Genomic DNA, 13,130 nt, shown 5'->3' with positions numbered 1-13,130 from the left:
GCCTCCTCCGTACGGATGCCCCGATACGGAACGTGGTGGTCAGAGAGGACAAAGGGCCCGGGGGAAATGTCCGCCGGGCCCTCATTAGTACCAGGTCAGGAGGTCTTGTCCGGAACGGTGAGCTCGCCGGAGATGATCTTCTGCTTGTACTCGTCGAGCTTGCTCTTGATGTCGTCGACCTGGCCACCGGTGACGGAGTAGTCGACGCCGTTGGCCTTGAGGTCGTAGATCGTGCTGCCCGACTTCACGGCGTTGGTGGTGAAGCTCTTCAGGAAGTCGAAGACGGCGACGTCGACCTTCTTGAGCATGGAGGTCATGATGACGCCCTGCAGATCGGGGGCGGCGGTCTTCGCCTGGTCGGAGTCGACGCCGATGGCCAGGCCCTTGGCGGCCTTGGCCGCCTCGAACACGCCGCCACCGGAGCCACCCGCGGCCTGGTAGACCACATCGGCGCCCGCGTCGAACATGCCCTCGGCCGCGGTCTTGCCCTTGGCCGGGTCGCTGAAGCCGGTGAAGTCCGGCGGCTGGGTGAGGTACTTGACCTCGATCTTCACGTCCGACTTGACCGCCTTGGCGCCCGCGGCGAACCCGGCCTCGAACTTGTTGATCAGCGGCACCTGCACGCCGCCGACGAAGCCCACGTGGTTCTTCTTGCTCTTCAGCGCCGCCGCGGCGCCGACCAGGAAGGAACCCTCGTGCTCGGCGAAGAGGAGGTTGGAGATGTTGGGGGCGGCCGCCGCGGCGTCGTCGACGATCGCGAACTTGACGTCGGGGAACTCGGTCGCGACCTTCTTCACCGGGTTGGAGTACGCGAAGCCCACGGCGATGATCGGGTTGAAGCCGCCGTCGGCGAGCAGGCGGAGCCGCTCCTCCTTGGCCGCCTCGGTCTCGCCGTTACCGGCCTCCAGCTCGCTGACCTCGACCAGGCCCAGCTCGGCCTTGGCCTTGTCGATGCCCGCCGCCGCGGAGTCGTTGAACGACTGGTCACCACGCCCGCCGATGTCGTACGCGAGACCGACCTTCGGTCCCGTCGCCGCCGGCGCCTCGCTGCTGGCGGCCCCGCTCGGTGCGGCCGACGTGGTCGGTTCCTCGCTTCCACCACACGCGGCAGCTCCCATGAGCATGCTGCCCGCCAGTGCGGTCGCGGCCAGCTTGCCGAATCGGTTCTGAAGCAAGATGGACTCCCTTCGCGTTTCAGTGCACGCGCGAAGAGACGCACGGCAACCCTGCACGGAAGATAGTTGGTCCATCAGGGTTGACCAAACCAACGCATGAGTCCGCAACAGGTCCGTTATCCAGCTCAGGCCACCTTGTGACCCAAAAACCGGACAGGGTTACCTGTCGGTAGCTCCGGACGTCCGCCGCGGCCTGGCGTTGGCACACCCGTCCGGCAGTCGACGATCTTCTTCGGGGACCGTCGACTGGCTCCTCAGGATATGTCCGGACTTTTCGGCTGACTAGATGTCAGGAACTCGCTAGTTGTCGGCGTTCAGGGCCATGAGGGCCTCGCCCGCGACGGGACGCTGCCCCTCCCACAGGGCCGTCAGCGCGGTCGCCGCCAGAAAACGCACCCCGGTGCCGATGGCGCTCTCGTCCACGTCGAAGGTGCCCTGGTGGATGTCGGCCAGGTGCGTCGACCCCGGCTCGCGGGTGCCGAGCCTGGCGAACGCGCCGGGGATGGACTCCAGGTACCAGCCGAAGTCCTCGCCGCCCAGGCTCTGCTCCGTCGGCACGGGAGCGCCCTCGCCGAGCACGCCCTCCGCGGCCTCGGCCAGCATCTGCACGCTGACCTTGTCGTTGACCACCGGCGGCACGCCGCGCACGTAGTCCATCTCGGCCTCGACGCCGTACGCGCCGGCGACCGACTCCAGCAGCGACTTGATCATGTCGGGGGCCGCGTGCCAGGCCGCCTCGTCCAGGCAGCGCACGGTGCCCTCGGCGACGCCGTCGTCCGGGATGGCGTTGGCCACCGAGCCCGCCTCGACCCGGCCCCAGACCAGGCTGAGCGAGGAGCGGGGGTCGATCCGGCGCGAGAGCGCGGCGGGCAGCTCGGTGAGGATCTTGGCGAGCGCGAAGACGAGGTCCGCGGTGAGGTGCGGCCGGGCGGTGTGCCCGCCGGGACCGCTCACCCGGATCGTGACCCTGTCGCAGGCCGAGGTGATGGGACCGGCCTTGAGGCCGACCTTGCCGACGTCCAGCCGGGGGTCGCAGTGCAGGCCGAAGATGCGGTCGACGCCGCTGATGCCGCCCGAGGCCATGACCTCCAGCGCGCCGCCGGGAAGCTCCTCGGCGGGCTGGAAGATCAGCCGGACCCGGCCGGGCAGCAGACCGGCCTCGGCCTGCTGGGCGAGGAAGAGCCCGGTGCCGAGCAGGATCGTGGTGTGCACGTCGTGACCGCAGGCGTGACACACGCCGGGGACCGTCGAGCTGTAGGAGACGTCCTTCTCGTCCGGCACGGGCAGCGCGTCGATGTCGGCCCGCAGCGCCACGGTCGGGCCGTCGCCGCTGCCGACGTCGCAGAGCAGGCCGGTGCCGCGCGGCAGCACCGAGGGGACCAGCCCCGCGGCGGTGAGGCGCTCGGCGACGCGCTGCGTCGTGCGGTATTCGGCGAACGCGAGCTCGGGATGCATGTGCAGGTCTCGACGGAAATTGATCAGTTCCTGCTCGCGACCGGCGAGGAACGTGTCGAGTTCTCCCCGCAAATTACGCCCCCGCATTGCTCACCGTCCCATCCGCGCCGGCGGGCCTGGATCCTCGACGCACCGTGCCAACTGCCCAGGATCTCGAAACCCATGAGGCAGTCTCGAAAAAAAGCGATCGCCGCACCGACGGGCCGGAGTGGGTTCTCACGGGCCGCATCAGCACGGACTGGTGGTCACCGACGCGAAAACGGCAGGCCGGTGGTCCGGGGAAGCCGTCGCGTTGGCGATGACAACGACTTTATCCCTCCCCCCGTGCAGCTCGCCGACATCTAGGCCAAATGTTTTGTCACCCCATGCCCCACTCGTACACCTTCTGACCCGGGAGGACCAGGAAAGATAGCCCAAATTGACTATGAGACGATGGTCGCATCGGGGGAGGGCAGGTCCAGGGGGCGGTCACCCCCGAGCCATTTCCAAACGTCGCCGACCTGGCAATTTACGTGACCTCAGGTGCCGGTCATCGAACCCGGCGGAGTGATGTAAACAGGAGGAATGCGTGTTTCACTCCTCACATGATCACTAACATCCCATTCGGGGAGAGGCAGTCGCGTTTGAGCATATTCGAACCGGACGAGGGCACCCTGGTGGTCCTTCCCTCGTTGTCACTTCCCCAGGATGAGCTGCGCAGGATCACCGGAGCCCTCTGCTACGAGGAGCGGCTGCTGTTTCTCCTCCTCACCCTGAGGAAGCCGGGAGTCGAGGTCGTCTACCTGACCTCGACGCCGGTGGACGGCGCGGTCGTGGACTACTACCTGGGCTTCCTCGACGACCCCGACGAGGCCCGCACGCGTCTGCAAATGATCAGTTTGGATGATCCCGACACGCATCCGCTCACCGAGGCGCTGCTGCGCCGCCCGGACGTGATCGCGCGCATCCGCGCCGCCCTCGGCGACCACCGGGAGGGCGACGCCCCCTCGGCGGCCGGCAGGAACGGCAGGTCCGCCTGGATGGTGCCGTTCGTGGTGAGCGAGTACGAGGAGCGCCTCGCCGGGATCCTCTCCCTGCCGGTGTACGGCCCCGCCACCTCCCTGGCCCACCTGGGTTCCAAGAGCGGGGGGCGCGTGATCGGCGACGAGGCCGGGGTACCGCTGGTCAGGGGCTTCGGCGACCTGCGCTCGCTGATCGAGGTGGAGCACGCCGCCCGCGCGATGAGCCCCACGAGCAGGCTGATGGTCAAGCTCAACAACAGCTACTCGGGTCTCGGCAACGCCATCGTGACCAAGGACGACCGGCCGCTCCCCTCCTGCCCCACGAGCTTCTCCGCGTCGGACGAGAGCTGGACGACGTTCGCCGAGAAGGTCGCCGAGCGGGGAGCGGTGATCGAGGAGTTCATCGAGGATCGGCCCCTGCACTCCCCCAGCGCGCTGGCGCGGATCACCCCCGGTGGCACGTACGACGTGGTCGCCACCCACGAACAGGTCCTCGGCGGCCCCAACGGCGACGTCTACCAGGGCTGCAGCTTCCCCGCCCGGCAGGAGTACCGGGCCGAGCTGGGCGCGCACGCCGAACGGATCGCCAGGATCCTCGCGGGCCGCGGGGTGGTGGGGCTGTTCGGCATCGACTTCTTCGCCGTCAAGACCGACGGCGGCTACCGGACGCTGCTGTGCGAGATCAACCTGCGCATCGGCGGCACCACCCACCCGTTCGGCGCCGCCCTCCTGACCACCGGCGCGTCGTACGACCCGGAGAGCCACACGCTCGTGCACGCGGGCCGGCCGAAGCACTACGTGGCGACGGACAACTGCGCCGCGCCCGCCCTGCGGGGCCGTACGCCCGGGGAGGTGGTCAAGCTGGTCCACGACGAGGGCCTCGGCTTCGACCGCGAGAGCCGCACCGGGAACGTGCTGCACATGCTGGGCGGGATCACGAAGTACGGCAAGCTCGGGTTCACCAGCATCGGCGACTCCGCGGAGGAGGCCGCCGAGCTACACCGGAGGACGCTGGTCACGCTGCGCCAGACCGCGTAGGCCGATCACCCCGAGCACGGCCGCCAGCACGATGTTGACGGCGATCAGGATTCCGTGGACCACGTAGAAGGCCGTCGGATGACCGTCCGTGAGGTTGAAGCCAAGGGTGATCCATTCGAAGATCATGAAAGCGGCAAGGCCGATCAGAAAAGCGGCCATCTTTCGCGTTATTTGCATGATGTCAGTATTCCGCTGAGTGGCTCGTAGCTGGTCAGGGCACCTGTAACTCCATGCGAACCGGTACGAAGCTACCCTGAGATCATCATGGGGATCAAACATGTCGCGCCCGTCGGGGTGCTGCTCGCGGCGACCGCCCTCCTCGGCACGCCCGCACAGGCCCAGGTCACGGACGTGCCCGCCACCGGTCCGCTGGACCTGCGCGCGGGTGCCGCCTCCGCGGACGTACGGACGGGCGCCGGTTCGCCGACCGCGTGGACGGGCGCCGGTTCGCCGGCGAGCCCGCACACGCGCCGCGAGAAGGAGCCGGTCGGCGGCGCCCGGCTCGGGGGGCGGGGCCTCATCGTCCCCGCGGGCGCGAAAGCCCCTCCCAAGACGGCCGCGAAGGCGTACGTGATCGCCGACGCCGAGACCGGTGAGGTGCTGGCCGCCAAGGACGCCCACGGGCGCTACCTTCCCGCGAGCACGCTGAAGGCGCTGACCGCCCTCACCCTGATCCCGAAGCTGGACAAGGACCGGAAGATCAAGCCGAGCAGGCGCGCGGTGAACGAGGAGGGCAGCGCGGTCGGCCTGGTCCCCAAGCCCCTCTACACCGTCGAGGACCTGTTCAAGGCGCTGATGCTGGTCTCGGGCAACGACTCCGCGATGGCGCTGGCCGAGGCCAACGGCGGGCTGGCCACCACCCTGGCGGACATGAACGCCGAGGCCAAGCGCCTGCAGGCGTTCGACACGGTGGCCAAGACCCCGAGCGGGCTGGACAAGCCCGGCCAGAGCAGCTCGGCCTACGACCTGGCACTGATCGCCCGCGCCGGTCTGGCCAACGCCGATTTTCGGCGATATATCAGCACAAAGACCGATAAGTTCCCGGCGCCCAAGGGCTACTACGAGATCGGCAACCACAACAAGCTGCTCTGGCGCTACAAGGGCATGATCGGCGTCAAGAACGGCTGGACCTCCAAGGCCCTGGGCAGCTTCGTCGGCGCGGCCAAGCGCAACGGCCACACCGTCATCGTGTCGATCATGCGGCACGACGGCTACTTCTGGGAGGAGGTCGCCGACCTGCTCGACTGGGGCTTCGCCAACCGCGGCAAGGTCGTCCCGGTCGGACAGCTGGTCGACCCGGTCCCCGAGGCCGCCCCGCTGCCCACCCCCACCGCCTCGGCGGCACCCGCCACCCCGGCGCCCGTCTCCGCGCAGGACCCGGCCGCGGCGTCAAGGCCCGCCGACGAGGGCGTCCCGATCGGCTACTACGCCGCCTTCGGCGCCGCCCTGCTCGGCGGCCTGACCTGGCTGGCGTACGGCCTGCGGAGGCGCTCCCGCCGGGCGCGGTGATCCGGGGCGGGGCGGCCGCTCCGGCCCGCCCCGCGCACCGGGAGGGCTACACCCAACGGCGAAGGGCGTCGACCGTCGTCTCCGGTGAGGTGTTGAAGCAGAGCCGGATTCCGGGCGTCGTCTCCACCAGCACGTTGACCAACCGCTCGAACAAGAGGGTGTGCTCGGGTGCCATCCGCACACCACCTCCGATCATGGCCACGTCGAAGGGGCCCTCGGACAACCGTTCGCGGATGGTCTTCTCCGCCGTGTCCGGGTCCGCACCGATCATGCACGACACCGCGTCGAAACCCGCCGCCCGCAGGGCCGCGTTGCCCTGCTCGACCCGTGCGGTGAGCGTCGCCTCGTCGAGGCCCGGATACCTGGTGTAGTCGATCGCGCTCGGATGGAGCCCGATCGTCAGAATCATCGTCATCTTCGCTCCTACCAGGGGACGGGCCCGTTGCGGTCGAAGAAGCCTCCGGTCGGCCCGTCAGGATCCAAGGTAGCCAGCCTGATGATCGCACCGGCCCCCTCGGCGACGGTGTGGATACCCGTGTGATGGTTCATGTCGGTGGCGGGGTTGCCCGGGTCCGCGGCATTGACCTTGAACCCGGGCAGCGCTCGGGCGTACTGGGACACGATCATGTTGAGCGCCGCCTTCGACGAGGCGTAGTCCAGGGCCAGGAAGCCCGACTCGGGGCGGGTGGGGTCGCCGGCGTGTGTCAGCGAGGCGAGGCCACTGGACACCATGACGATGCGGGGCTGTTCCGATTTCCGGAGCATCGGCAGGAACGCGTGGGTGACCCGCACCTGACCGAACACGTTGACCTCGTACAACTCCCGTAGCGCGTCGGCCTCCATGTCGGCCGGATCCAGCAACGGACCTCCGACTCCGGCGTTGTTGACCAGCACGTCCAGGTGATCCACGCGCCCGGCGACGGCCTTCACGGCCGCCGCCACGGACTCGTCCGAGGTCACGTCGAGCTCGACGAACTCGACATCGAGCCCCTCGGCCGCCAGCGTGTCCGCGGCGTGCTCGCCGCGTCCCCGGTCCCGAGCGGCCAGGAGGACCAGCCACCCTTCACCGGCCAGGCGGCGTACGGTCTCCTGGCCCAGCCCCTTGTTCGCTCCGGTGACCAGCGCCACCGTCTTCACGTCTGTCATGGGATCGATCGTGGGTGCGCGCGTCCGGGCACACCAGGACCGCCGAGGCATGGGACCGGCGGTACCACCCGGACGGCACGGTCCGTGCGGCATCATCGAGGAGTGAACCGCGCCGAACTCGCCGAAGTACTCCGCACGGCCCGCGCTCGTGTGCGACCGCGGGACGTCGGGCTGCCGTCGGGAACGCGCCGCCAGGTGCCGGGTCTGCGCCGGGAGGAAGTGGCCATGCTCGCGGGGCTGAGCGTCGATTACGTGGTCCGGCTTGAGCAGGGGCGCGGGCCACGGCCCTCAAGCCAGGTCATCGCCGCGTTGACCCGGACCCTGCGGCTCGACGACGATGACCGCGACCTGGTGTTCCGCCTCGCCGGCCACGAGCCGCCCCAGGCCGGACGCATCGCGGGAGTCATCCGGCCGAGCGTGCTTCGGCTGCTGGACCGCATGGCGGATCTGCCCGTGCTGGTGCTGTCGGCCAAGGGCGACGTGCTGGCCTGGAATCCCCTCGGGGCGGCGCTTCAAGGCGATATGTCCGCGTGGCCTCGGGGGCGAAGGAACCTCATCTGGCAACGTTTTCTCGGTAGTAGCCGCTGCCAGGTCGCCGCGGGCCCGGACGAGGACGACGCGGCCGCTCGCGCCTCGGTCGGCACGCTGCGTGCCGCCCAGGCCCGTTACCCCGCCGACCCCGACCTGATACAGATGATCAAGGAACTACGTCGTGGCAGCCCGCGATTCGACGAACTGTGGCGGGAGGGGCGATCCTCCTCCTGGCGTACCGCGACCAAGAGCATCGGCCATCCCGGTCTGGGGACGATCACGCTCGACTGCGACACCCTCCTGCTCCCGGACGGCGACCAGACCGTGCTCGTGTACTCGGCCGAGCCCGGAACACCCGAAGCCGTCGCGCTCGACACGCTGCGGGTGACCGGGTCGCGGCATCTCTGAGGCGCCGCGGACGCGTCCGTGGAAGACCGGGGTCGGCGCCCCGGACAGCCTGGAGACGGCGAGGCCCTGAGCGGAGGCGCTCATCCCCCGACCGGTCCCCCGCGGATGGCGGTCGCCGGGACCGGGGTGGGGTCGGGCGGGGGGCCGAGGGAGGCGGTCGCGGTCCAGGCGGCGGCGTACATGATCACCCGGGCCGAGAGGTTGATCCAGACCAGCAGGCCGACCACCACGGCGAACACCCCGTAGACGGGGTTGTTCAGGGTGCCCGAGAGGATCAGCACGGCGAGCTGCTTGAGCAGCGCGAAACCGGCCGCGCCGAGCAGGGCGCCGAGCAGCAACACCCGCAACGGCTGCCTGGACCGGCCCAGCCAGCGCAGGATGATCAGGAAGACGACGACGTCGGTGAGCACGCTGACCGCCAGCCCGGCCAGCCAGATCGCGCCGGTGGCCACCGGCGACCCCGACAGGCCGAACCACTCGGCCACGACCCCGCTGGCCTGGGTGGCGAAGCCGGCGACCAGCACCGAGGCGACCATGGTGGTGCCGACGAGCACGAGCGCGAGCAGGTCCCTCAGCTTGGCCAGGACGAAGTTGAGCGGCGCCTCGGTCGTCATGGAGATCTCGCGCAGCGCGCCGCGCAGGGCGTCGATCGCGCCGAGCCCGGCGTAGAGGAGCCCGAGCAGGCCGATGACCCCGGCACTGGTCCGGGACCCGGCTATCTGCTGGATCGGCAGCCTGTCGGCGAGGCCGGGCAGGTAACCGTTGATCGCCGTCTGCAGGGTCACGATGGCGTCGGGCCTGACGGACAGGAAGTAGCCGAAGACCGCGAAGGCCAGCGCGACGATCGGGAAGAAGGACAGGAAGGCGAAGTAGCTGACCGCCCCCGCGAGCCGGTCACCGGACTGGATCTGGTAGCGCTGGAAGGTCCTGACCAGGTGATCGAGCCAGTGCCACCTGATCCGGGCCGCGCCGAGCGTCCTTCCGAGTCGTTCCCGGGCCGATTGGATACGTTCCAGCACGCTTGTCACGTGCGCCCCCTACCCAATCACCGCCGTCCCGATCGTGGACGGCGACGGAAAGGCAGCCGTGCGTACACGGGGGATCACGGAGCGGACGGGAGGGCCGCCGGAGCCCTTACCGCCGTACGGGAGGCGTCGCGGCCCGGGGCGGGAACCCCGCCCGGGGCGGGCGACGGGAGATCACGAAGTGGGCAGGAACCCCACCCGGTCGCGCACCCTGGCCATGGTCTCCGCGGCCACCGCGCGGGCCCGCGTGGCCCCGACGGCGAGCATCCGGTCGAGCTCGGCCTCGTTGGCGAGCAGCTTCTCGGTGCGCTCGCGGATCGGGGTGAGGGTGTCGACCACGAGCTCGGCCACGTCCTTCTTGAACGTGCCGTACCCCTGCCCGGCGTAGCGGGCCTCCAGCTCGGGGATCGGGACGCCGCTCAGCGCGGACTGGATGCGCAGCAGGTTGGTGACGCCGGGCTTGTTCTCGTCGTCGGCGAGGACCTCGGAGCCGGTGTCGGTGACCGCGCGCATGATCTTCTTGCGGAGCGGCCCCGGCTGCTCCAGCAGGTTCAGGATCCCGGTGGGCGAGGAGGAGGACTTCGACATCTTCGCCGTGGGCTCCTGGAGATCGGTGATCTTCTCGACCCCCTTGACGATGTGCGGCTCGGGCAGCGTGAAGGTCTCGCCGAAGCGGTGGTTGAAGCGCTGCGCGAGGTCGCGGGTCAGCTCCAGGTGCTGCTTCTGGTCGGCGCCGACCGGCACCTGGTTCGCCTGGTAGAGCAGGATGTCGGCCGCCTGCAGGATCGGGTAGGTGAACAGCCCGACGCTGGCCGAGCTCTCACCGGCCTTGGCCGCCTTGTCCTTGAACTGGGTCATCCGCCCGGCCTCGCCCATGCCGGTGAGGCAGATCAGCACCCAGGCCAGCTCGGTGTGCTCACGGACGTGGCTCTGCATGAAGATTGTGGAGCGCTCGGGATCGAGACCGGCGGCGAAGAGCTGGGCCGCGGCGACCCTGGAGCGCCTGCGCAGCACCTCGGGCTGGTAGTCCACGGTGATCGCGTGCAGGTCGACGACGCAGTAGAACGCGTCGTAACCCTCCTGCAGGGCGACGTACTGCCTGATGGCACCGAGGTAGTTTCCCAGGTGGAAGGAGTCTGCGGTGGGCTGGATTCCCGACAGGACACGAGGACTGGCCATAGCAGCCAATTCTGTCAGCTGTCGGGAGTGGTTGGCGCGCCGATCGCGTCACCCGGCGACGGCACCCCGGTCACGGCGCCGCGGGATCGCGACCCTGGACCACCACGTCCGGCGACGGCACCCCGGTCACGGCGTCCCGGCCACGCGGCGCCGCGGGATCGCGACCCTGGACCACCACGTCCGGCGACGGCACCTCGATCACCAGCGCCCCGGCCACGCGGGGCGCCACCCCCGTCAGCTGTCGGGAGCGGGCGGCGTCTCCGGGCGCGGCACGCTCCGCTTGATCCTGACCCGGGAGACCCTGCGGCCGTCCATGTCGGTGACCGTCATGTCGAACCCGGGGATCTCCACCCGCTCCCCCAGCGCGGGAAGGTGGCCGAGCGCCCACATGACGAACCCCCCGAGGGTCTCGTACGGGCCGTCGGCCAGGCGGATCCCGCTCTCGGTCGCCACCTCGTCGAGGTTGGCCAGCCCGTCGAGCTCGACCTCCCCCGCGGGCAGCGCGACGTGCTCGTCCGCCACGTCGTGCTCGTCGCGGATGTCGCCGATGAGCTCCTCGACGAGATCCTCAAGGGTGACGATGCCCGCCGTGCCGCCGTACTCGTCGACCACGATCGCCAGGTGGTGTCCCTCCCTGCGCATCTCCGACAGCGTGGCCATCAGCCGCTTGCTGGTGGGGACCAGCTTGACCGGGCGGATGGGCACCAGCTCGCTGATCGGCTCGATGGACCCGGTCAGCACCGGGTCGAGCAGGTCGCGGATGTGGACGAAACCCACGATGTCATCGTAGGAGTCGCGGTAGACGGGGAAGCGGGAGTGCGGCATGGCCGCGGCCAGGATCGCCGCCTCGGCCAGCCGCGTGTCGGCGGACATGAACTCCACCTCGGTGCGCGGCAGCATCACCTCGCGGAGCTGCCGCTTGCCCGCCGCGAAGACCTCCCCGATCAGGTGGCGCTCGTCGGCGGTGAGCTCCTGGTGGCCCACCACCATGTCGCGCAGTTCCTCGGTGGAGATCTCCTCGCGGTCGGCGTCGGGGTCGCCGCCGAGCAGCTTGACGACCCCGTCGGTGGACTTCGACAGCGCCCAGATGATCGGCCGCGACAGCGCGGCCATCCGGTCGAGGAACGGCGCGACCAGCAGGGAGATCCCCTCGGCGCGCTGCCGGGCGATCCGCTTGGGGGCCAGCTCGCCGAGGACCAGCGAGGCGTACGAGATCGCCAGCGTCACCAGCACCAGGGAGAGCGGGGCAGTCACGGCCTCCGGTACCCCCCAGCCGGTCACCACCGGGATGAGTTCCTTGGCGAGGGTGTCGGCGCCGAAGGCGGCCGAGAGCATGGTCGCCACGGTGACGCCGATCTGCACCGCGGACAGGAAGCGGTTGGGGTCGCGGGCGAGCTTGGCCGCCCTCGCCCCCCTGCGGCCCTGGGTGTCGAGCCGCCTGACCTGACTCTCCCTGAGGGAGACCATGGCCATCTCTGCTCCGGCGAAGAATCCCCCGATCAGTACGAAGAGCAAGACCAAGGCGATGTTCGCCAGGACGCTGTTCACGAGATCGTCTCCGTCATGGCGGCCGCCCGTTCCGGCGGTGGCCGATATTTGATGTGCCAGCATATGCTGGCGATAGACTTACAAAAGTAAACAAGTACAAACATCATCAAACAGGAGGCTCCGTGAAGCTGCTCGTCACCGGAGGCGCCGGATACATCGGCGGGGTCGTGGCGGCGCAACTCGTCGAGGCGGGCCACGAGGTCACCGTGCTGGACGACCTCTCCACTGGCCACGCCGACGCGGTGCCGCCGGGTGCCCGCTTCGTCGAGGGGTCGATCACCGAGGCCGCCGGCCTGCTGGAGGGCATGGACGGCGTGCTCCACTTCGCGGCGAAGTCCCTGGTCGGCGAGTCCGTGGAACGGCCGGGCCTCTACTGGGCGCACAACCTCGGCGGCACCCTGGCCCTGCTCGACGCCATGCGGGGCATGGGGGTGGGGCGGATCGTCTTCTCCTCCACCGCCGCGACGTACGGCGAGCCGGAGCGCTCCCCGATCAGGGAGACCGACCCGACGCGGCCGACCAACCCCTACGGCGCGTCCAAGCTCGCGGTCGACACCGCGCTGAGCGCGTTCGCCGGGATGTACGGCCTGGCCGCGGTGAGCCTGCGCTACTTCAACGTGGGCGGCGCCTACACCGCGGGAGACGGCAGGGTCTACCGCGAGCGTCACACCGTGGAGACCCACCTGATCCCTAACATCCTCGCCGTCGCACTCGGCGGGCGCGAGTCGGTCAGCGTGTTCGGCACGGACTACCCCACTCCCGACGGCACATGCGTGCGCGACTACATCCATGTGTCCGACCTCGCCGGGGCCCACCTGCTGGCACTGGCCGCCTGCTCGCCGGGCGAGCACAGGATCTACAACCTGGGCAGCGGGACGGGCTTCTCGGTCCAGGAGGTGCTGTCGGTCTGCCGCGAGGTCACCGGTCACGAGATCCCCGCAGTCGTGCGCGAGCGCCGCGCCGGTGACCCGGCCGTGCTGGTGGCCTCGTCCGACAAGATCCAGCGCGAACTCGGCTGGAAGCCAGAGCACCCGTCGATCCGCGACGTCGTCGCCGACGCCTGGGCCGCGCTGCGCGCCTGACACCACGCCGCCCCGCCCCTCGGTCCGCGCCAC

At 69.8% G+C, this 13,130-nt stretch carries 13 protein-coding genes; 4 read left to right on the top strand and 9 right to left on the bottom strand.

Annotated features, from left to right (window positions below; genetic code table 11):
- Window positions 1-95 precede the first annotated feature (95 nt).
- Both OG587_RS13605 and OG587_RS13600 read right to left on the bottom strand, forming a co-directional pair.
- The gene (locus OG587_RS13605; protein ID WP_329090237.1) at window positions 96-1,175 is read right to left on the bottom strand and encodes a BMP family lipoprotein; all 1,080 of its coding nucleotides are present in this window, start codon (window positions 1,173-1,175) and stop codon (window positions 96-98) included.
- Window positions 1,176-1,475: 300 nt separating this feature from the next.
- Window positions 1,476-2,717, bottom strand: coding sequence for a M20 family metallopeptidase (locus OG587_RS13600; RefSeq protein ID WP_329090236.1), 1,242 nt, complete (start codon window positions 2,715-2,717; stop codon window positions 1,476-1,478).
- A 536-nt stretch (window positions 2,718-3,253) separates the two neighbouring features.
- Here OG587_RS13600 and OG587_RS13595 point away from each other — a divergent pair.
- The gene (locus OG587_RS13595) at window positions 3,254-4,669 is read left to right on the top strand and encodes a peptide ligase PGM1-related protein (RefSeq protein WP_329090234.1); all 1,416 of its coding nucleotides are present in this window, start codon (window positions 3,254-3,256) and stop codon (window positions 4,667-4,669) included.
- On the opposite strand, the gene OG587_RS13590 is transcribed toward OG587_RS13595, so the two are convergent.
- Window positions 4,628-4,828 carry an SCO4848 family membrane protein gene (locus OG587_RS13590; protein WP_329090233.1) on the bottom strand — a complete coding sequence of 67 codons (201 nt, stop codon included), beginning with the start codon at window positions 4,826-4,828 and terminating at the stop codon, window positions 4,628-4,630. The genes OG587_RS13595 and OG587_RS13590 overlap by 42 nt on opposite strands.
- Before the next feature lie 105 nt (window positions 4,829-4,933).
- Between OG587_RS13590 and OG587_RS13585 the strand changes: the two genes are divergently transcribed.
- Entirely contained in the window at window positions 4,934-6,178 is a 1,245-nt protein-coding gene (locus tag OG587_RS13585; protein ID WP_329090231.1) for a D-alanyl-D-alanine carboxypeptidase family protein, read from the top strand.
- A 46-nt stretch (window positions 6,179-6,224) separates the two neighbouring features.
- Here the strand turns inward: OG587_RS13585 and OG587_RS13580 are convergent, their stop codons facing one another.
- Both OG587_RS13580 and OG587_RS13575 read right to left on the bottom strand, forming a co-directional pair.
- Window positions 6,225-6,593, bottom strand: a complete 369-nt coding sequence (locus OG587_RS13580) for a hypothetical protein (RefSeq protein WP_329090229.1) — start codon at window positions 6,591-6,593, stop codon at window positions 6,225-6,227.
- Window positions 6,594-6,601: 8 nt separating this feature from the next.
- Window positions 6,602-7,324: an SDR family oxidoreductase gene (locus OG587_RS13575; protein WP_329090227.1), complete on the bottom strand. Its 723-nt coding sequence runs from the start codon at window positions 7,322-7,324 to the stop codon at window positions 6,602-6,604.
- 102 nt (window positions 7,325-7,426) lie between these two features.
- On the opposite strand from OG587_RS13575, the gene OG587_RS13570 reads away from it, so the two are divergent.
- On the top strand, window positions 7,427-8,263 hold the full coding sequence (locus OG587_RS13570; protein WP_329090226.1) for a helix-turn-helix transcriptional regulator: 837 nt from the start codon (window positions 7,427-7,429) through the stop codon (window positions 8,261-8,263).
- 80 nt (window positions 8,264-8,343) lie between these two features.
- Here OG587_RS13570 and OG587_RS13565 read toward each other — a convergent pair whose 3' ends face one another.
- The 4 genes from OG587_RS13565 to OG587_RS13550 all read right to left on the bottom strand — a co-directional run bounded on the left by OG587_RS13565 (window position 8,344) and on the right by OG587_RS13550 (window position 12,015).
- A complete protein-coding gene (locus OG587_RS13565; protein ID WP_329090224.1) occupies window positions 8,344-9,291 on the bottom strand; it encodes a YihY/virulence factor BrkB family protein in 948 nt (315 codons plus the stop codon).
- A 171-nt stretch (window positions 9,292-9,462) separates the two neighbouring features.
- On the bottom strand, window positions 9,463-10,467 hold the full coding sequence (gene trpS, locus OG587_RS13560; RefSeq protein ID WP_329090222.1) for a tryptophan--tRNA ligase: 1,005 nt from the start codon (window positions 10,465-10,467) through the stop codon (window positions 9,463-9,465).
- A 70-nt stretch (window positions 10,468-10,537) separates the two neighbouring features.
- The gene (locus OG587_RS13555) at window positions 10,538-10,696 is read right to left on the bottom strand and encodes a hypothetical protein (RefSeq protein WP_329090220.1); all 159 of its coding nucleotides are present in this window, start codon (window positions 10,694-10,696) and stop codon (window positions 10,538-10,540) included.
- Window positions 10,697-10,701: 5 nt separating this feature from the next.
- On the bottom strand, window positions 10,702-12,015 hold the full coding sequence (locus tag OG587_RS13550; RefSeq protein ID WP_329090218.1) for a hemolysin family protein: 1,314 nt from the start codon (window positions 12,013-12,015) through the stop codon (window positions 10,702-10,704).
- 122 nt (window positions 12,016-12,137) lie between these two features.
- Here OG587_RS13550 and galE point away from each other — a divergent pair, with 122 nt between their 5' ends.
- A complete protein-coding gene (gene galE / locus OG587_RS13545; RefSeq protein ID WP_329090216.1) occupies window positions 12,138-13,097 on the top strand; it encodes a UDP-glucose 4-epimerase GalE in 960 nt (319 codons plus the stop codon).
- Window positions 13,098-13,130: the final 33 nt, after the last annotated feature.

The organism is Streptosporangium sp. NBC_01469 (genome assembly GCF_036227305.1).
GTDB lineage: Bacteria > Actinomycetota > Actinomycetes > Streptosporangiales > Streptosporangiaceae > Streptosporangium.
This window is presented reverse-complemented; position numbering and strand designations above follow the sequence as displayed.

Excerpts from the sequence above, each read along its gene's own strand:
- OG587_RS13600 (WP_329090236.1), bottom strand. The coding sequence starts at position 2,717 with ATGCGGGGGCGTAATTTGCGGGGAGAACTCGACACGTTCCTCGCCGGT.
- OG587_RS13590 (WP_329090233.1), bottom strand. The coding sequence starts at position 4,828 with ATGGCCGCTTTTCTGATCGGCCTTGCCGCTTTCATGATCTTCGAATGG.
- OG587_RS13585 (WP_329090231.1), top strand. The coding sequence starts at position 4,934 with ATGGGGATCAAACATGTCGCGCCCGTCGGGGTGCTGCTCGCGGCGACC.
- OG587_RS13580 (WP_329090229.1), bottom strand. The coding sequence starts at position 6,593 with ATGACGATGATTCTGACGATCGGGCTCCATCCGAGCGCGATCGACTAC.
- OG587_RS13575 (WP_329090227.1), bottom strand. The coding sequence starts at position 7,324 with ATGACAGACGTGAAGACGGTGGCGCTGGTCACCGGAGCGAACAAGGGG.
- trpS (WP_329090222.1), bottom strand. The coding sequence starts at position 10,467 with ATGGCCAGTCCTCGTGTCCTGTCGGGAATCCAGCCCACCGCAGACTCC.